Source organism: Pseudooceanicola sediminis, from assembly GCF_003575965.1.
Classification (GTDB): domain Bacteria; phylum Pseudomonadota; class Alphaproteobacteria; order Rhodobacterales; family Rhodobacteraceae; genus Pseudooceanicola; species Pseudooceanicola sediminis.
The window spans coordinates 136,266-154,874 of record NZ_QWJJ01000007.1; the positions used below are offsets into that span (position 1 = coordinate 136,266).

At 65.4% G+C, this 18,609-nt stretch carries 21 protein-coding genes; 3 read left to right on the forward strand and 18 right to left on the reverse strand.

Annotated elements, in window-relative coordinates; all coding sequences use genetic code 11:
• The first annotated feature begins 170 nt into the window (after nt 1-170).
• From DL237_RS09570 to DL237_RS09580, 3 genes are all read left to right on the forward strand, one after another.
• The gene (locus DL237_RS09570; RefSeq protein ID WP_233544943.1) at nt 171-956 is read left to right on the forward strand and encodes a helix-turn-helix transcriptional regulator; all 786 of its coding nucleotides are present in this window, start codon (nt 171-173) and stop codon (nt 954-956) included.
• Between the two features lie 22 nt (nt 957-978).
• A complete protein-coding gene (locus DL237_RS09575) occupies nt 979-1,644 on the forward strand; it encodes a HEPN domain-containing protein (RefSeq protein WP_199672036.1) in 666 nt (221 codons plus the stop codon).
• Between the two features lie 91 nt (nt 1,645-1,735).
• Nucleotides 1,736-2,950: a hypothetical protein gene (locus DL237_RS09580; protein ID WP_233544933.1), complete on the forward strand. Its 1,215-nt coding sequence runs from the start codon at nt 1,736-1,738 to the stop codon at nt 2,948-2,950.
• Between the two features lie 188 nt (nt 2,951-3,138).
• Here the strand turns inward: DL237_RS09580 and DL237_RS09585 are convergent, their stop codons facing one another.
• The 18 genes from DL237_RS09585 to DL237_RS09670 all read right to left on the reverse strand — a co-directional run bounded on the left by DL237_RS09585 (nt 3,139) and on the right by DL237_RS09670 (nt 18,540).
• Nucleotides 3,139-4,215, reverse strand: coding sequence for a DUF2793 domain-containing protein (locus DL237_RS09585; RefSeq protein ID WP_119398834.1), 1,077 nt, complete (start codon nt 4,213-4,215; stop codon nt 3,139-3,141).
• A 9-nt stretch (nt 4,216-4,224) separates the two neighbouring features.
• Entirely contained in the window at nt 4,225-8,190 is a 3,966-nt protein-coding gene (locus DL237_RS09590) for a baseplate multidomain protein megatron (protein ID WP_119398835.1), read from the reverse strand.
• A 9-nt stretch (nt 8,191-8,199) separates the two neighbouring features.
• Entirely contained in the window at nt 8,200-8,634 is a 435-nt protein-coding gene (locus DL237_RS09595; protein WP_119398836.1) for an NlpC/P60 family protein, read from the reverse strand.
• On the reverse strand, nt 8,631-9,515 hold the full coding sequence (locus tag DL237_RS09600) for a DUF2163 domain-containing protein (protein ID WP_119398837.1): 885 nt from the start codon (nt 9,513-9,515) through the stop codon (nt 8,631-8,633). The genes DL237_RS09595 and DL237_RS09600 overlap by 4 nt, the downstream gene beginning before the upstream one ends.
• Nucleotides 9,512-9,754 (reverse strand): hypothetical protein, encoded by a 243-nt coding sequence (locus DL237_RS09605; RefSeq protein ID WP_119398838.1) that lies wholly within the window; start codon nt 9,752-9,754, stop codon nt 9,512-9,514. The genes DL237_RS09600 and DL237_RS09605 overlap by 4 nt, the downstream gene beginning before the upstream one ends.
• Nucleotides 9,755-9,958: 204 nt before the next feature.
• Complete coding sequence (locus DL237_RS09615; RefSeq protein ID WP_147405323.1) at nt 9,959-10,138, reverse strand: hypothetical protein; 180 nt, start codon at nt 10,136-10,138, stop codon at nt 9,959-9,961.
• Nucleotides 10,139-10,194: 56 nt separating this feature from the next.
• A complete protein-coding gene (locus DL237_RS09620; protein ID WP_119398841.1) occupies nt 10,195-10,842 on the reverse strand; it encodes a lysozyme in 648 nt (215 codons plus the stop codon).
• A gap of 128 nt (nt 10,843-10,970) precedes the next feature.
• Nucleotides 10,971-11,321, reverse strand: a complete 351-nt coding sequence (locus DL237_RS09625) for a hypothetical protein (RefSeq protein WP_119398842.1) — start codon at nt 11,319-11,321, stop codon at nt 10,971-10,973.
• Complete coding sequence (locus DL237_RS09630) at nt 11,318-11,944, reverse strand: DUF2460 domain-containing protein (protein ID WP_119398843.1); 627 nt, start codon at nt 11,942-11,944, stop codon at nt 11,318-11,320. Before DL237_RS09630 ends, DL237_RS09625 begins: the two co-directional genes overlap by 4 nt.
• Complete coding sequence (locus tag DL237_RS09635) at nt 11,944-14,337, reverse strand: phage tail tape measure C-terminal domain-containing protein (RefSeq protein WP_119398844.1); 2,394 nt, start codon at nt 14,335-14,337, stop codon at nt 11,944-11,946. The genes DL237_RS09630 and DL237_RS09635 overlap by 1 nt, the downstream gene beginning before the upstream one ends.
• Nucleotides 14,330-14,458: a DUF7697 family protein gene (locus tag DL237_RS20980; RefSeq protein WP_267897016.1), complete on the reverse strand. Its 129-nt coding sequence runs from the start codon at nt 14,456-14,458 to the stop codon at nt 14,330-14,332. Before DL237_RS20980 ends, DL237_RS09635 begins: the two co-directional genes overlap by 8 nt.
• 98 nt (nt 14,459-14,556) lie before the next feature.
• On the reverse strand, nt 14,557-14,994 hold the full coding sequence (locus DL237_RS09640) for a hypothetical protein (protein WP_119398845.1): 438 nt from the start codon (nt 14,992-14,994) through the stop codon (nt 14,557-14,559).
• Entirely contained in the window at nt 14,994-15,932 is a 939-nt protein-coding gene (locus DL237_RS09645) for a phage tail tube protein (protein WP_119398846.1), read from the reverse strand. Before DL237_RS09645 ends, DL237_RS09640 begins: the two co-directional genes overlap by 1 nt.
• Before the next feature lie 24 nt (nt 15,933-15,956).
• Nucleotides 15,957-16,376 (reverse strand): acyl-CoA transferase, encoded by a 420-nt coding sequence (locus DL237_RS09650; protein ID WP_119398847.1) that lies wholly within the window; start codon nt 16,374-16,376, stop codon nt 15,957-15,959.
• Nucleotides 16,377-16,426: 50 nt separating this feature from the next.
• Nucleotides 16,427-17,170, reverse strand: coding sequence for a hypothetical protein (locus DL237_RS09655; protein WP_119398848.1), 744 nt, complete (start codon nt 17,168-17,170; stop codon nt 16,427-16,429).
• A gap of 94 nt (nt 17,171-17,264) precedes the next feature.
• Nucleotides 17,265-17,897 (reverse strand): DUF6441 family protein, encoded by a 633-nt coding sequence (locus tag DL237_RS09660; RefSeq protein ID WP_119398849.1) that lies wholly within the window; start codon nt 17,895-17,897, stop codon nt 17,265-17,267.
• Nucleotides 17,894-18,205, reverse strand: a complete 312-nt coding sequence (locus DL237_RS09665; protein WP_119398850.1) for a head-tail joining protein — start codon at nt 18,203-18,205, stop codon at nt 17,894-17,896. The genes DL237_RS09660 and DL237_RS09665 overlap by 4 nt, the downstream gene beginning before the upstream one ends.
• Nucleotides 18,205-18,540, reverse strand: coding sequence for a DUF2190 family protein (locus DL237_RS09670; RefSeq protein WP_119398851.1), 336 nt, complete (start codon nt 18,538-18,540; stop codon nt 18,205-18,207). The genes DL237_RS09665 and DL237_RS09670 overlap by 1 nt, the downstream gene beginning before the upstream one ends.
• Between the last annotated feature and the right edge of the window lie 69 nt (nt 18,541-18,609).

Consider the following 18,609-nt stretch of genomic DNA (forward strand, 5'->3'; position numbering starts at 1 on the left):
TTCGCCTTGCCCAGATGGCGGCGTCCCGCCGAGGTGGCGTAAGCCTTGAGGACATCTGCGCCGAGTTCGATGTATCGCATCGCACCGCTCAACGCATGACCGAGGCTCTCGAAGCAACTTTCGTGAATGTTTCGACCACAGACGACGCAGAAAGACGGCGATACTGGCGGATGGACGCACCCTTGCCAGACCAACTGCAGCCCCGACAGGAAACGGCGATCGAAGCGCTGGAGATTGCGGCGCGTACCGCGCGCGATGAAGGGCGTATACGACATTCACGCGCTCTGGAGGATCTCCGCGACGGGCTGCTGGCGCGTTTGAATCCGAGGGACGCGCTTCGGTCGGAGGTCGATGCAGAGGCAGTGCTGGCTGGATTAGGCCAGGTCACGCGCCCGGGCCCTACCGTTACGCTGAAGCCTGCCGTGACAGATGCTGTCATCGAAGCGCTGCGCGGTCCCTTCAGGCTGCGCGTCTGCTATGGCGCGCAGGGCGCTGCGCCGCGTGTGATCGAGCCACATGGCATGTTGCTGGGGCACCGCAGCTATCTCGTCGCGCGCCAACCCTCGCGTGGAGAAGACATCCTGAACTTCCGCATGGATCGGATTTATGAGGCGGAAGTTCTGAACGAAAGCTTCCAACTGGCCTCAGGTTTCTCCCTGGAGACCTATGCCGCTCAGGCGTTTGGTGTCTATCAAGACCCCGAACAATACGGCGAAGTCGTGTGGCGCTTTTCACCGGAAGCCGCAGAGCGTGCCGCCGAATTCCGTTTCCACCCGACGCAAGTTGTCGAACCTCAGGACGATGGCAGCCTGATCGTCAGGTTCAAGGCAGCGGGTTGGCTGGAAATGGCATGGCACCTTTATCAATGGGGCGACAAGGTGGAGGTGTTGGCGCCTGCGGGCTTGCGCGAATTGATTGCGCGCCACCAGAGGTCGGATTTCGACGCTCTGCCATGACGATATCGAACGGGAATTAAATATGAAGAACGGTCTTGATCATGCAGCCTTGAAAGCAAAACAACGCGCCATTCGCGAAGGCTTCCCCGAAACCATGGGACTGCGCGCTCATCGCGCCATCAGTTGGATCGGCCGTGCAGAAGCTTGCGGCGAGGATGATGATGCGCGTTTCATTTTCCTTTGGATCGCATTCAACGCGGCATACGCCGACGAGCAGGAGTTTCAGGCGGTCGCCCCGGGAGAGCGCGCAGCTTTCGTCGAATACTTCGGTCGGCTCGTCGCCCTTGATCAAGACCAACGCATCTACAAGGCACTCTGGCAGAGGTTTTCAGGCCCTGTTCGGATGCTCATGGAAAACCGGTACGTCTTTAACCCCTTCTGGCAATACCACAATGGGATTGACGGGTTTGAGGATTGGGAGGAACGCTTTAAGACCTCAGCCCGCTCCTTCGCGCAATCCTTCCAGGCCGGTGACACTGCACGCGTCCTGAGCTTCGTCTTCGACCGACTGTACGTACTGCGCAATCAGCTCGTTCATGGAGGGTCGACCTGGAACAGCGGTGTGAACCGGGCGCAGGTTCGAGACGGCGCTGAAATCCTCGGGTTTCTGATGCCGGTGTACATCGACATCATGATGGACAACCCAAATGAAAACTGGGGCAGGCCGTTTTATCCGGTCGTGTCATAGATTGCAGAAACGATTTGGAAAGTGACGATCGATGCGGAAACCAAATCAGATGACCCGCCGGGATCTTTATGATCTGGTTTGGAGTAAGCCCATGACCGCGCTAGCCGGGGAATTCGATATATCTGATCGCGGGCTGGCAAAGCTTTGCGCCCGGCATCACATCCCCGTTCCGCCCCGCGGATACTGGGCAAAGGTAGCCGCGGGCGAGAAACCAACCGTGCCACCGTTCCTTGAACTCAAGGACCGCACGCTCGATCAGGTGACAATACGTGGCGGGACATCGAACCTGCCTGAGAGCGTTGCCGAATTTGCGCGGAAGAGGAAAGCCGAGCGCGAGAACCGCGTCGCCACGATCAGGCAGGTGGCGGATACGCCTCTTGTACCGGTCGAATGCCCGCACAAGACGGTGGCGAAAACGGCGAAGTTCCTCCGCACCAGGAAACCCAACAAGGAAGGTGTCCTCAGAGCGACCGAACCCGGTCACTGCGGCGTTATCATCAGTGCGCCCTCGGCCGAGCGATCCATCGTCATCCTCGACGCGCTGGCCCGTGGCCTTGAGGAAGTCGGCCTCATCCTAACGGCTGAAGGAGACAAGATGTCTGTGCAAAGAAACTCGGACAGGGTGAAATTCACCCTGCTCGAGCGCACGAAACGGATGAAATACGTCCCGACGCCTGAAGAGGTCGCTCGCGAAGAGCGACGGAAAGAAAAGGAGGCGCGCTCCTGGCGGCGAAACGACTGGGACGGCATTTCCTTCGGCAGCCGGCCGCCCTGGCCGGAATACGTGACAGAATGGACCGCACAGCTGGTATTCTCGATCGATGCATGGGCCGACGGGCTCCGGAAAACCTGGGGTGACGGCAAGACGCAACGTGTGGAACGCATGGTGCCGGACATCGTGGCCGGTATCGAGCTGGTTCTCGAAACCGTTCGTGTGCGCCGCGAAGAAAGCGAGGAACGCGAGCGGAGATGGCAGGAGTTGCAGCGCCGACGGAAACTGGCTCACGCCAGAAAAGAGCGCGAGGAAAAGCGGCTGGTCCATCTCGATCGCATAGTAAAATTGCGTCGGGAAGCGCGCGAGATTCGAGACTGGCTGGCGAGCCTGCCTGACGATGCCAAGCCATCGGAGGACAACGATCTTGGTCGGATGCTGATCTGGGTCGGCCAACGTCTCGGCGAAATCGACCGCCAGACCGGAATAGAGGCGGCGCGGTCTTTCGCGGGAACTGGCGATCTGTTTCCGGAGATCGACGAACTGCAGGACCCGCTCGGGGATCCCCCAGAGCGCAACGGCTGGTACTATTAGCGCGGGCGGTCATCGGGTCAGACCTTGCGCACCGAATGCCTCTCTTACCGAATGATTTCGCCAGCGCCTAACCGCGATCGACACGGAGAAAGGTGCCTTCGCGCAACCGCCCGCCCGGGCGCCGGCGGCAGGCGTGAACGAGCGCATTGACGCGCGTTGTCTGGAGTTGGCGCGTGTCGTCGCCCCTCTCATCCGACCTTCGCACCCCAGAACGACGTGTGTTCCGCCGCGAAGTAGCCGTCCGCGGCGCGGAAGTATCCTTGCAGCTCGACGGTGTCGCCCTCATTGAGCGTCACGATGGTCTGCAGCCAAAGCGCTGTCGCTTCCGAAACGTGTGCTCCGGAAATCTCCCCCATCGAGCCCCGGATCTCGGTCGTGCCATTCAGCACGAGCCGACCGCGCATGCGGGCCGAGGTGCTGGCATTAACCTTGTAGAGAAGCGTCGCGCCGAAGAGGTAGGTGCCGTCGACCGGCGCTACGAAGTAGCTGTTCGCGGAGTTGAACGCACCCTGATCGTTGTAGTCCGTGTTGTTCAGACCGATTTTCGTCCAGGTCCCGACGCCGACATAGTTGTCGTAGTTGGTGTAAGCCTTGAAGCGCGGCAGCCGGGGCTGATCGACGATCCCAGTGGCGTTGTCGACGCTGAGCCCGTCGAAGAACGTGCTGCCGTCGGCCGAGACCGCGAGACGGAACTTGTCGGATCCAAAGAGCCCCACCAGCGCACGGGTAGAAAAGCCGGTCTGCAGTGTCAGCCCGAGGTCGTCGCCCGCAGCCTCCTTGTTCATGGTGTAGAAGAGATCGCCGGTGCCGCCCTCGACCACGGTCTTCGCCGTCCAGAGAGCCGCGTTCAGCTTGGCCGAAAACGGGTTCGAGGCATCCGCCATCGTGCCGACCCCGAGCAGCGAAAGGTTCTGCAGCGCCGCCGGTGTGGTCCCGATCCAGCCTGCACCGTCGTAGACGAGCAGCAGCCCCTCGTCCTCGACCCATGCGCGCCAGCCGGTGCGTGGCGGCAGGCGCAGCCAGGCCCCATCGGTCCAGAGCGCGACATTCAGGTCCCAACCCGCCCAGTCGCCCGTTGCGCCCGGCGCGACGAGGTAGCGGTCGCCGTCGATGGGACTGCCGGGCGGCGCTGTCAGATCGCGGTCGAGCACGGAAAGCTGGACGAGCCCGTCGAGTATCCGCAGCGCCTCGTTGTGGCTGACGTGCTTCTGGGCCTGCGCCGCCAGGATGTAAGGCAGCAAGAGATGGGTGGTGGCGTCAGACATGGGTTAGCCTCAGAAGATCAGCGTGACGGTTTTGGGTGAGCCCCGCCCGACGAGAGCGGAGAGCTGGAAGATGCGGATGTCGAGCGTGTCGCCGGGGCCGAGCGGCGCGCCCCCATCGGCGGTTTGGTCTGCGGCGGTGTAAACCGTGCTGGTGGTGGCGGTGCTCAGCACCCGCTTCACGGTGGCGCCGTCGAGAATCTCGACCTCGTAGGCTTCGAACTCCTCGGCCAGCGGCACCTCGAGCCCGCCCCAGCTGTCGGCCGAGATAGCCCGGGACCGGCGTGTCCAGCGGATCGTCAGATCGCCGGGACTGCGCGCCTTGCGCCACGGCTGCTCGACGTGGGTGACCGAGAACGGCCGAAGCCCGACGCCTGCGGGCGGGAAGGCTTCCGCCACATAGGTCTCGTCGCTGACCGGGCGGCTCGCCGGGCCGATGCGCCAGTTCCACGGGATGCCGAGATCGGCTTCGGCGATCGGCAGCGAAGCGAGCGCAGTGTCCAGCACGACAACCCGCGCGCTTGCCGGAGCCGGATTGGCCATCGCGGCCTCGGTGCCACGCTGTCCTCGCAGCAGGCGCGTCAGGCGATACCGGCCCGGAGCGATCAGCTCGGCCGCGCCCGCCTGCACGATTTCCCAGACGCCCGATGCACTCTCTATCGCCAACGCGTTCGCCCCGCCGAACAGCGCCAGGTCGGTGACACTCTCCAGCGTGCCGGTCAGCAAGTCGACCACCAGCGCATTGCCGAGATCGAAGCGCGAGGTCGGACCCGCGTAGAAATCCGAAACAAGTGTCCCGATCCGGGCCCGTCCGCCAAATGACGTCAGCAGCTCGAAGCCATCGGTAGAGGGACTGCGGAACACCGCCATTTCGCCCGGCCAGGGAACGGCGTGCGCCGCGGCGAAAGGCCGATGCGCGGGTTGATCCTCTGTCAGTTGCGGCAGGTCCAGCAGCGCCAGCTCGGGTGCGCCGAACACAACGGTTTTCGAGAGCGAGGACGGGCGTGGCGATCCGGGCGGAAGGTCGTGGGCCTCACGATCCTGGCGAACGGCCTCGATCCCACGTGCCTCGGCATCCGCGATGGAGACCAGCCGCAGCGGGATGTTCCGACCGTCATGGTCCAATGTGACGACATCGGCCGGATCCAATGCTAGCCGCGAGGGTGGCAAACGAAACGCGACCGTCTCCCTCCCGGTCCAGGCTTCCATCAGCGCGCGACGGCACCGACGCTCGGCCTCCTCTGGCGGGACCGCCATCGGAAAGCTCTCCGAGGCGATCCGCGTCGTATCGACCGTGATGCGGCGCGCCTCGACAAGGGCGGCGTCATAGTCCTCATCGGCACGCGCCACCTGCCATTTGAGGGCCTGCGGCAATTCAGTTTCCTGCCCACGGGTCATTTCCAGCACGTCGCCCTCGCGCGCGGCGACCAGATCGTCATGCGTAACGCTGGCCACTGCCGCCTGACCGCGCATGACAAAACGGATCACGCCCTCGGTCTCGACCGCGTCGAAGCCGAAATGCCGCGACAGCGTGGTGATGGACGCGCGCGGGCTCTCCAGCGCGCCAATGGCATAGCCCTCGACCGCGCCCCAGAGGCCGTAGACGTCGATCCTCGACTCGGGCATCCCAGCCCGCAGGCAGAGGTGCCGGACCAGCGCCGCAAGCGACACCGCCCCGAGCCGTCCGGTCAGCCAGTGTCCGAGCCGCCAGTTCGCCCCGTCCGTCCAGACATCGGTGAGCGCTGGGAAGAATGGGTAAGGCCGCGCGTCCCAGGTCCAGACGGCGCATTCGGGCACATGCACCATCCGGCCGCTGTACACGGAGGATACCGGGTTGTTGGCGGCCTCGCCCCACCAGAGATATGTCGCCTCGAGATAGGCGCGCTGGATCGCATCGTCCCGCCAGCCGCGCGAGAAGTACGGCACGAAGCTCTCCGACGACTTCGGATCGTAGAAGACGTTGGGCTGGTTGGTGCCGCGGTCGATGGCCGGGCATCCGAGCTCGGTGAACCAGATCGGCTTCGACTGCGGCACCCATGCCGTCGGCGTGCCGCTCTCCACCCCACCCGGGCGGTTGTAGTGCGGGTTCGCCCACCAGGCGCGTAGATCCTTGTAGCGGAACACCCACGGCTTGCTGGCGGCGCCATCGGTGATCGGGGTACGGACCTGCGCGGAGCGGTCGGCTGCACTTGCATAGAACCAGTCGAAACCTTCCCCGCCCGCAATGTTCGCCTGCAGATAGGCCCGGTCGTAGATCGCGGGCCAGCCCTCGGCCGCGTCGAGATGCTCGAACCCGTCGCGCCAGTCCGACAGCGGCATGTAGTTGTCGATCCCTATGAAACCGATCTCCGGATCGGCCCAGAGCGGATCGAGGTGGAAAAACACGTCGCCCGAGCCGTCGCCGGGCTGGTGCCCGAAATATTCCGACCAATCGGCGGCATAGCCTAGGCTCACACCCGACCCTAGGATTGTGCGCACATCGGCGACAAGATCCCGGTACGCATCCACGGCTGGATAGGCGGATGCGCCCGAGCGGACCGTCGTCAGCCCCGGCATCTCGGTGCCGATCAGGAACGCATCGACCCCGCCCGCCGCCGCGCAGAGATGGGCGTAGTGAAGCACCATGCGGCGGAGGCCCCAGTCACCGGATGGTCCGGTCCAACTGACGCTGTCGCCCGAGACATTGAAGCTGGCGGGCGTGGCCCCGCCGAACAGCGCCGCAACCTGGCTTGCGGCTGTCGGGGTCTTGTCCACGGTCCCGGCGAAACCCGCCGCCGGAGAACAGGTGATCCGCCCCCGCCAGGGGAACGCGGGCTGACCGGTCTCTGCGGCGTTGTCGGAATACGGGTTCGGCAGCGTGTTGCCGGGCGGCACGTCCATCAGGATGAACGGGTAGAAGGTGACGCGCAGCCCGCGCGCCTTCATCTCCTGGATCGCCTGCACCACCGCGAAGTCGGCAGGCGTGCCGCCGTAGACGGGTCGATCCTGATCGTCGCGGCTGACGAGGAAGGCGCTTGCGCGGTTCACGCCATTGACCGACCAGCCGATCGGCGTCGTGGATTTCGCCGTGACCTCGACGCCGGGGCGCAGCTTGCAGGAGCTCGCGCGCAGGTCGTCCCCAAACCACGCCACGACCAGGCTGACGCTTTCGACGGCCGGGGCCATGGCCTGCAGGCGGTCAAGCGCGACCAAAATGTCGGTGATGTCGGGCAACGCGTTCAGGTTTTCGGAAACCGTCGCGCCGCCAGAGGATTTGCGGATCGCCTGCGTGGCATAGGTGAACTCGCCCGAGGCCGGGATCAGGGTGACGGCGCGGGTCAGCCCCTCGGCGGTGTCGGGGTCGGCGAGCGGCCGGAACACCTCGAAGGAGAGCTGCGGCAGGCGGTTGCCGTAGCTCGACAACGGCAGTTCCTCGAAAACGACATAGGCGGTGCCGCGATAGGCGGGCGTGTTCGCCCCGCCCATCTTGGCCGAAATGAACGGATCGGCCGCCTGCGCGTCGTCGCCCGGATACCAGCGCCAGGTGACGCTGGAGAGGTCCATCGGCTTGCCATCGGCCCAGATGCGGCCGATGCCGGTGATCGGGCCCTCGCAGAGCGCGACGGCGAAGCTGGCGTAGTACAGATACTCGGTCGTCTTGACCTTGCCGCCCCCGCCGCCCTTGCCACCGCCCTGCGTGGTGGTCTTGGTCTCCTCGCGGAAATCCGTCGCCCAGATGATGTTGCCGCCGATCCGCATGCGGCCATAGAGGCGCGGGATGACCGCACCTTCCGTGGCCGAGGTGATGCGCAGATTGTCTATCCGCGCGCCTTCGATCCGCTGAGTCGGCGCAAGTGACGAGATGATCCAGCTGTCGACGACCGAGCCAATGGTGGAGCCGATGAAGCCACCGATGGTGGCAGCGCTGACACCAAGGATTGCGCCGCCAATGCTGCCGCCAATGGCAGCGCCAGCGGCACCAAGAACAAGGGTGGCCATGATCGGGTCTCAGCGTTGCGGGAACAGGAAAGCGAAGGCGATGCGCCGCCGCCAGGCGTTGGTGAGCGGTTCCTCGATCACGCCGAGCCGCTCATAGGCGTGGAGGAAGGAATCGGGGCCGGTCAGGATCCCGACATGCTTGGCGATGGCGCGGGGCGTCATCCGGAACAGGACCAGCGCGCCGGGACCGGCCTTTACTAGTGGTACCTCGATCATCATGCGTCGTGCGCCCTCGGCCAGCACCTCGCGCGGGCCAGTCTCGCCCCAGTGCCGGCTGTAGGGTGGGATCGGGAACGGTTCGGGCCCGACGACCTCGCGCCAGACGCCCCGCGCGAGCCCGAGGCAGTCGCAGCCCACGCCCTTGAGGCTGGCCTGGTCGTGGTAGGGCGTGCCGAGCCACGCGCACGCCGCGGCGATGACCCTATCTGGGTCGGCCGGCGTCACAACACGCCTCCGTCGTGGCCACCGTCCTTGGTCGCGTAGCGCAGGATCGTGTCCTGACCGGGGATGTGCGGAAAGCCGCGGAAATTGACGGTGTTGGCGAACTTCGCGCCGCAGGTCTCGATCCGCTTGTCGCAGCCCGCGCGGATGGTGAACGCGTCGCCCTCGGCGATCGCGCGCACCGGCGCCTCGAGCAGCGTGAGCAAGGCGATGCCGTCGGCAACGTCATGGCCGAGCACCTCGGTGCGCCGACCCGCGTTCGCGCCACTCGTCCAGTCCATCGTGCCGAAGGTGAACCAGCCGGCTTCGAAGCCGCTGAGCCCCGAGACGGTGAAGGCCCGATCCCACAGCTGGTCTATCACGGCGCCCGCGCCCTTGTAGGCCGGATCCTCGAGATCGACACCGCAGCGCGCATCGCCAAGTGCGGCATCGCAGGTCGCCTGGAAGGTCCACCCGACCGTCTGGCCGAGCACATGGGCGAGCGACCGGACCTCCGCGACGAAGGCGAGCCGCCCGCGCCGGATCTGGCCGATGGCGCCTCGACGCATCAGCACCCGCTGGTTCGTGTCGGCCCAGTTCACGCGCCAGACCTCGACCTCGGCGTTATCCCAGCGGCCGTCGAGAATGTCGGTCTCGGTGATCCGCTCCGAGGTCAGCACGCCCTCGGCGTCCTGCGCATCGACGGACAGGTCCGAGCCCGAGCGCACCTCGGACGCGGTCAGCCCGCTTTCCGGCTCGAACTCCGTGCCGTCGAAGCTGAGCGTCCGGTCGTGATCGGTGAAGCCGAAAGTGACGTCGTCGGCGCGGCTGATCCGCCAGCACCACGCGAGCGTGGTCGTGCCCTCGTCGAGATGGGCCTGCAGCGCGGGCGAGAGGGATTTCATCGGCAGGTTCCTGTCATGCGGTCGTCGAGATCGGCGATCCAGGTCGCCCATTCAGGGGGCACGTCGGCGACGGTAGAGGCTGGCGGCCGGGCCAGCCGCGCCTCGGCATAGGAGGCGCAGCCCGCATCACCAGCGCCCATCGTTGCGGCGCAGCCGGTCAGCAGGATCGCCAGCACCGCGACCGTCACGAACCGCAGCTTGCCCGCGCTCGACGCGCTCGCCTTTGTCTTCCATCGCATCGCGTTCCGCCTCCCGTTTGCCCACGCGCTCCCCTTCCGCGCGCCCCCAGACCCGGCCGAGGACGACACCTCCGACCGCGCACAGAGCCGCGACTAGCCAGATGAGGAGATCAGCCATCGTCCCGCTCCCCGCGCGCGGCGGCCACGCAGAGGGCGACGACGAAGACGCCGACGCAGCCGCCCGCGACCAAGCCTGCGAAGAATTCAAGCATCGCCGCGGAACCCGCGCTCGATCCGGTCGCGCAGGCCGATCAGGCCAAGACCGAGGAACATCAGCCCCGCTGGCGAGGCGTCGCCCGAGCCGGCAAGCAGCGCGACGAGACGTGCCAGTTCGGCGAGCGGCCCGGTGGCGGGCAGCGCGAGAGACGCGATGCCGGTGAGCATGGCGAGGCATCCCGCCCACCAGGTGAGCGAGTTGGGGCGAACGTAACGCATGGGGATCAGGCCATCCGGATCAGGTTGGAGAAAAAGGCGACAAGTCGGGGGAGCCAGCCGGTCGGCGCGTTGGGCGTTGCAGGTTTTGCGGGCCTGGCTGGCCGCAGCAGGTCCAGAGCCTCATCCTCGGTCAGGCGGCGGATCGGCCGCGAGAAATCCACGCGGCCGGTGCGATCGACCGACCAGACCGGGATCTTGCCATCGGGATAGCTCCCATGCCGGAACAGGTCGCGCTCGGTCTCCCGGCGCGGGATGATCGAGGCCGGTCGCCGCCAGTTCAGAAACGCGCCGGCGGCTGCAACGCGATTTCCGGCATTGAGGTGCCGGGTAAGCGCAGCCTTGGCGATGCCACCTGTGTTGTAGTGGAAGCTGACCAGCGCATCGAACTCGTGCGGCTCAAGCGGCAGCTTCACAGAGCGCAGGACAGCGTCCTCGTAAGCAACCAGATCGGCGCGGAAGACCCGGAACGCTTCTCGGATTCCGGCGTCGAGATCGGCGGGCATGCCGCGCGGCATGGTGACCGGATCGGGCGGCCCGGCCGCGGCCGTGTGGCCGATGCCGAAGGTCCAGACCTGTTTCACATCGAGATAGGGTCCGGGCACGATACCTTCGTGCCGGACAAGGGCCAGAAAACCCCGGTCAGTCATTCGCATGGGATTACCTCAGAAGCGAGAGGACGAGGATGAGCGCGGCGACGAAAAGGCCGACACGCGCGCGGTGGGCAAAGGCCAATCGAGCGTCCGCTGGGTCGCAGCGAAGGGCGCGCGCCAAGCGAAGAAGCTCATTCATCGCTGTCGCCTCCTTTTCCTGCGCGAAGGCGCGCCAGGGCGACTTCGATGAATGCTGGTCCGAAGACGCCGACAAGATAGGCGGCCGACCCTGCCGCCCCGCCTGCCGGGATGGCTTCGATTGGCAGGTTGAGCCAAGAGGTTACGAGCGCCATAGACAGGCTCCCCATCCCGGCTGCGATCAGGCCGCCGAGCAGGATGTGCCGCAGCGCCTCGCGCAATCGCATTCTCGTGGTCAGCGCGTTTGTCGCGCCTCCGAGCGCGCCCCAAATGGCGAGGATGACGGCCGTGGAGGCGCCAAGTTCTCGGAGAACAGCAGCCAGAAATCCGGTCTCTTCATTCATCGCCGGATCTCCAGAAGCGGGATGGAAGTGATGGAGCCGAGCCGCTCGAGGTCGAGAGTCACGTCGAGCGCGTCGGTGTCGAAGCGGACCGGCACGTCGAAGGCGAAGCCTGCGGTGATCGCAACCCCTGCGCCTGGCGCGTTGGCAAAGGTGATAAGACCGGTGGTTGTGTCGATGGACCAGCCGGAGGGCTGCTCCACGCCTGCCAGCGCAATGCGCACAGTTCCGGTCACTGGTTTGGCAATGGCGCGCTTCCAAGATTGCGCGCCCGAAGCGTAGTGCTTGGCCAGCTGGAAGGCGGTCGTCGCGCCGTCGCCGGTGCCGATCGCCTGGTCGGTCGGCGCTAGCGTGCCCGACGGAAGGCAGGACTTGTGGTCACCCCAATCCTTGAAGCGGAAACCATGCAGGCGGCCATTGCGCGCCTCGAAGAAGGCGACCACCGCCGCCAGATCATCGGCGCGACGGATCCCATAGGCAACGTCATAGCGACGACGTGAATTGGCCCAGCTGGCATTTCGTTCTTCGTCGCCTGAAGCGAGCTCGACGATCTGGGTTCGCCGCTCGGGCCCGCCTCGCGCGCCCCGGCTGACGTTGTCGGGAAACCTGACCTCGTGAAACGCCATCACATGCCCCTCCGCCCGAGCGAAACGGCACGGGCGATGTCCGCGGCGACTTGTGTGCGGGACTGCCTGAAGCTCTCGGCGTCGCGCGCCATGACGGTGACGTTGACGCCGCCTGCGCCGTAGCTCTGCGCCTCCCGCCGCGACAGCACCCGCTCGCCGCGCTGCAGGATCGCGGGCACCTCGTCGTGGCGGAGTCCGGTCATGCCGCCGTCATGCATCCGGGGCGCAGCGGCGAAGGCCATGGCCGGGACCATGCGCGACGGTCCCGCGGACCCCACCATCCCTCCCGCATGCAGGACGTTGGCGAAGATGCCGCCCGCCCCGGAGAAGACGCCGGAGAGCGCGTTTGCGATCGGCCCGAGGATGAAGCGCCGCGCCGCGAGCTGGGCGAGATCAGCCAGCAGCGAGGTAACCAGGTCGCGGAAGTTCAGCTTGCCAGTCTTCACGAACTGGCCGACCGCGTTCTCGGCCGACTGGAACGCGCTGACGAGGCTCTGGCCGATATCGCCGCCGATCTCCCGCGCCCGGCTGGCATAGTCCGAGAGCGCTGCCGTCACCGCCTGCCATCCGGTCAGGGCACTCTCGGCACCTTCGCCAGCGGCGGCACCGGCATCGGTCGCAGCCAATCCGGCGCCGTCGAGCGCGGTTTCGAACCGTTCCGCCGCGGCCGTGGCCTCGGCCAGCGCATCGGCGCCGTCCTCATCCGTGCCGCGCACCGCTTCGCGCAGCGCCTGCCAGCTTTCGAGTGGAGCGCGAGCGCCCTCGGCCAGATCGCGCGCCGCACCGCGATAGAGGTTCGCGGACTTGAGCGCGCGGTTGGCCGCGTCCGTCAGGCCGAGATCGGGCGCGGTCAGCGGATTGTCCTCGAAGGCCCGGTCGAACGCCGCCTGTGCCGCTGTCGTTGCAGCACTGGCCGCGCCCTCGAAGCGGTTCTCGATCTCGCCGAGGTCAAGGTCGGGCACAAGCGAGATGCGCCGCTCGGAGCCGAGCGCTTCCAGCCCCTGGTTGATGCCGCCGATGAAGCCGTTGATGCGCGAGACCACGCCGTTCAGCATCGCCTCAACACCGTCGATCAGGCTGTTGGCCGCCTGAAACGCGAGATCGCCGATGGCGGCTGGCAGCAGGCCCCAGATCGCCTTGATCGCCTCATAGGCTCCCTCAAACGTGTTCGCAGCCGTGTTGCCGAAAGCCACGACGCTCTCTATGGCGCTCTGCATGCCAGAGGCGGCATCGGCCTTCAGATCGAAGAACATCGCCGTGGCGGCAGCGCCCGCCGCCGCAGCTCCCATCTTGATGCGTTCCCAGACCTCGACGGCGAGGTCCTTCAGAAGCGACATTGCCTCACCAAATCCGCCAGCTCCCGACACGAGGCGGGTGAACTGGTAGACAAGCTCGCCTGCGCCAACGATGAGCGCGCCGATGCCGGTGCGGATCAGGGCGCCACGCAACAGGACCAGCGCCGTGGCAAGCCCGCGCACCGACAGCGCTGCGGCGGCCATGCCAGTCACCCAGCGTCCCGCGAGGAACGCTGCGAAGGTGGCAGCATAAGTGGTCAGGCGACCGATCTTGTCGAAGAGCCCGCGGATCGCGATGCCGAGCGGACCGGCGCGGCTCGCGATCGCGGCCATGGCATCGGCGACGGCTTCCAGCGCGGGGGCTGCGGCAACGGCCAGCTGGTTTGAAAGCCCGCGCCAGATCAGCCCCAGCCGGGAGATCGCGTCATTGGTTCGCTCGATCTGGTCGGCATCCTGCTCGGAGACGACGACACCGAAGGCGAGAACATCTTCGGTCGCCTGGCGCAGTGTCGCGGTGTCGATGCGCGACATGGCGATGGAGCCTTCCTCGCCGAAAAGCTGACCGGCGATGGCCGCGCGTTCGGCGGCGGGCACAAATTCCTCGATGGCCGCGTTGATGGCACCAACCCGCTGGTCGAGCGGCAGGGCAATCAAGTCGGTCGCGGAGAGCCCCAGCCGATCAAGCGCATCCGCTGCGGGTCCGGTCCCGGCGGCCGCCTGACTGAGGCGGCGCGTCAGATCCTTTGTCGCCTGTTCGATGCCCGATATGGAGACGCCCGCCAGCTCGCCCGCGCGCTCCAGCGTCTGGATCGAGGCCACGGTAGTTCCCAGCGATTGTGCCAACTTTGCCTGTGCATCGACCGTCTGAAGGCCGGAGCGGACCATGGCGACGCCCGCGGCAGCGGCTGCGGCGACCGCTGCAGCTGCGGCAATCCGCACCCGTCGCGAGAAGGCCGCAAGCCGGGTATTGGCCGCTTCCATCTCGCGGCTCAGCCGTCCGAAGCCGCGCGATCCAGCTTCGCCGACACCTTCCAGTTCGGCGCGCACCTGCCGTCCGCCCACGGCCGCGAGGCGGACGGAGACGCGTTTCTCAGCCATGGGAATGATCCATCTGTTCGTTGAGTTTCGCGACCATCACCGCTTCGATGACGGGCAGCAGTTCGGCCATAATGAGCTGTGGCACGCCGAGCGCGTCACCGAGCGCCAGCGCGGCCGACATGTCCCAGCCGACGACCGCGCCCGGCAGGACACGGAGTTGGCCGCCGAGACGGTCGACCAGGTCCCAGACCTGCCAGCCCTCATAAGTCAGCGGCTGGTTTAGCCGCGTCGGGCAGTCTTCGCACGCTTCCGCGCAGGCTTGGCAGTATCGGTCGCCCCCGCCGAAGGACCACTCGGCAAGGACGCGGAGACGTTTTTTTCCTGTTCCAGCAGCAGGCCCTTGGACACGTAGGTCAGTTGGAATGCCTCGAAGATCGGCCAGATGTCCAAGAGCGCGTCGATGGCCTCGGGGCTAGGCTCGATTGGTTTCCCGTCAGCGTCCCCGATGCCATCCCAAGCGAGAACCGCCCGGCGCGCCAGCGCCTTGGCGAAGGCGACGGCGCGTTCCTCGTCGGAGGCCTCCTCGGGCACCGTCTCGACGGCGGGATCGCTGCGGGTGGCCACCATCAGCGCGGTAGTCAGCGGTCGCAGTTGCGCCCGCACGCCGGGGGCAAGATCATGCCAGCGTGGTGCATTCGTCAGGTCGAGCGTCAGCATCAGTAGGTCTCCACATCATTTACGAGAGTGGCGGTGCACATCCGGCCGACGACGCTGTCGCGCGCGGCCTGCCAGTCGAAGGTCGCCTGCACACCCTGCGGCCCGGAAATCTCGATGCGCGGGCGCGGCAGGTAGACGGCGTGCACGGTGAAGGTGAAGCTCTCGCCAGAGGGCAGCAGATAGGCGAACTCTAGCTCGCAGGGATCGCCGTTGATCGCTTGTGTCACTAGCGTCTGATCGGCGAACCGCACTTCGATGGTGCCGGTCAGCGCAGCGATGGAGGGGTCTGCGCCGTCGATACGACCATCCGAACGAATGGTCTCAATGCGGTCGAGGTTGTTGGCATAGGTGATGTCGGCCGAGACGACATTGCCCAGGGAGGAGCCATTCCGCGTGATCGCCCCGTTGAAATGGCCGAAGCGCTGCAATTCGAGGGCGGCTGGCGTGCCTGCACTTGTTGCCGTGCCGACAGTCTCGCCCTGCGCCACCAGCCGGGCCGTTGCGGTCAGCAGACCAGAGCGCTGCATCTGCCAGTTGATCTGATCGAGCACGCAGCCGGAATACATCGCATAGCGGGGCACCTCCGGCATGCCAGTCTCTATGGACATGTTGGGCAGCGTCCAGGACCCCGACTGAAACTCATGGGTCCAGGGCCCTGTGCCGGTCGTGGTCGGGTCACCAAAAGCTGCCTTCAGCCAGAACCCGAAGGCCTCGGTGTCAAGCGGCACCACAACATCGCCGTCGGCCGTCACCGCATCCTTGATCGGCGCCAGTGGATCGCGGCCGTAGCCGAGAAGCTCGGAGTTCAGCAGTGGTTGCTCCGCGCCCAGCGAGGTGCTTGCGAAGGGCAATTTCGTGAAACCGCCCACCGGGGGCGTTCCGTAAGTCGTCTCGAACGCAAGCGCCATCTGCGCCCGCGCCCCTTGGGCTCGTGCCATTGTGTTCTCCTCGGGTTGTCGGGGTCAGCCGAGCGGGTCGGCCGTGGAATAGTGCAGCACCACCGGGATCACGGCGGCCTTCAGGCTGGCCGCGCCCTCGATCGGCAGATCCGCCGGGCGCGGCGCTTCTGCCTCCACCCAGTCGCAAAGGCCGCCCAACGTGCGGTCGGTGGCGAGCGCCGAGCCGATGCTGGCGGTCAACGTGTCGAAGGCAGCGTCACGGTCGGCGCCCTGCACAACCGCCTCGATCTCCGCGCGGTGCTGATAGTGGTAGGCAAGCGGCGAAAGCGTCACCTCGGGTTCGCCGGGCTCGCCATCGCGCAGGATCAGCAGTCCCTCCGCCGGTACGCGTTCGGGGAGCACCTCGCTGCGAAGGGCGGTGGCAGGCAGCGCCGAGAGCCGCGCGTGTAGCACGGTGAGGATGGTTTCGCGAGGAGTGGCCATGGGGCTTTCTAGTACCGAGTGTCCTGCAGCTTTGTTCTGACCGCTGAAGGTTAAAAAACGCCATTCAACTTAAGAGGGTGGTAATCGATCGATTTCAGGTCTACTTCAAGTTCCGATGTGAATGGCGTCTTGTAGGTTTCTGCGTCGAAGCCGTTGAAGTTGGCACCGGCTTCGTCCAAAGCTTTAAACACTCGAGCAACTGCGGAAACAAACACCGGCATCATGTCAACATATACTTGTTTGTCAGGATATCGCTCTGCCTCCGAAACCTGCCGGATAGCATCTAACCCCAATTCATCACGAATGAGACAAAATCTCTGAAGCGCTTTCTCACCCTTCAAAAACCTGTCCAGGTACGGCGACTCCGCCGCTGGATCTAGTCGCAACCGGAAATCATCTAGCTTGAAATAGGCAGTCATCGGCAACATGCCTTCACTAGTCATTCGATGCCGAGCCAGTAAGTACGTCGCGCCGTTCCATTGGTTTGGATCGCCACGCAACCACAAGTCAGACAAGAGGCCTTGGAATAGAGGGTGGTCTCGATGGTGTATGGCATTCCGTAACGCGATCAGCGCACATGTGTCGCCGTGATCGAAATATGGAAAGTGAACTTTTGAGACATCATAGAGGGTGTGGAACGCCTCCAGTTTTGCCTCGAATGCCCGCTCCATGTTATGGATCGCCTCCTCGCGGTCCACGTCAAAAAGGCTCGCGAAACGACCATGGGCCTCGGTGTATAATCTCATGTAATTTGAGAGGTTGCTGATAGCATTTTCTATGGCAGCTAGGCTCATCTAGGGCGTATCCGAATCTGCAACTTGGACGGGGTTGATCTATCACTTCAAATGTCAGTAACAGAGTGAGCCTTGAACGGAAGCCCCTTCGAATTCAGTATTTTTCCTCCACCCAGTTTGCAACGATCAACCCCGGCACACTATCGAGCGCCCGTTCGGCATCACGGTCGAGGTCCAGCCGCTTCGGTAGCTTGACCTGCGGGACCAGCAGGAAGATCGGCGCGGTGACCTGGTTGCGGCCGGTTTTCGAGCGCGAGGCCACCGCTTGACCGCGTTTGTTGATGCGGGCTCGGTCGGCGACCAGCAGGCTCGGACCTCGGCGACGATATACGAAGCGCAGGCGCAATCCGCGCCGCCGCTCCCATTCGCCCGGGGTGATACGTCGACCGCGCAGACCTCGGCCCGCAGCTTCGGTCGGGATCGCAAGATAGAACCCATCTTTCGAGCGGATCAGTGGAGCAGTGTCGTGTGCACCCACGATGATTGGAGCTTTCGACCAGACCAGAGCGGCGGCATCAAGGCTTTCGCCTGCGCGCGGGAACGTCTGGTTGCGGATCGAGTTGGCGAGCCGTCGCCCAAGCCCTGCGCCAGTGATCTGGGTCCGCCACGAAGACTTCAACCCGGTTCCGGCCTCGCGCATCGCAGCGGTGACGGCCTTCTCGCCCGCCTTCACCTCGGCCGCCATGGCGGCGACGAGGTCCGGCATGATGTCGAGCCTCAGCTTCATGCCGGGCGCAGGTCCACGGTCCAGACCAGGCGCTCGCGGTCACGGACGGGCTCCCCCTGGATAAGGAACGCGTCACCGTCGATTTCGATCCGATCACCGGGGCGCGGGTTCGCAACATCGGCAAGGCGCAGGTCAATACGGGTCGTTTCCGACCAGAGCCGTGCGTCGCCGAAGTCGGTGATCGCATCGGCCTGCCGAGCAACCACGCGCACCAGAACGGGCGCGCCGGCATCAGTGATGTAGACAGCTTCGCGTCCGATGTTCGGATCGGCGAAGAGCGCATCTACGATGGCGGCAAATGCAGTCATCAGAACGAGGCGTTCAGGCGCACGCGGCCGATGGTGTCACCAGCCCCGCCTGCGACAGCGTCGGTGGCGACACCGATCAGGGTGTTCGAGGTCGCCACGTTGGTGGTGCGCTTGTTGGTGTCGTCCCAGTAGATCCTGGCACCCGCGGTCCAGGCCTGCGAGCCGATCTTGGTGAGGTAGAAGACGCCGGTGAGCACGGTCTCGACGGGCTCGCCGAGGGCGGCGGTGCCTGCCGCAACGCCGAAGATGGAACCGACGAGCAGGCCATCGCCGGAGGCGACGGCATAGGGTGCGGTCAGGGTAACGGTGTTGCCGGGCTGAACGAAGTTTTTCATGGGGGGTGATCCTCGTGGAGAGACGAAGGGCGGCCCGTGAGGACCGCCCGCGAGTCAGGGTTCAGGAAG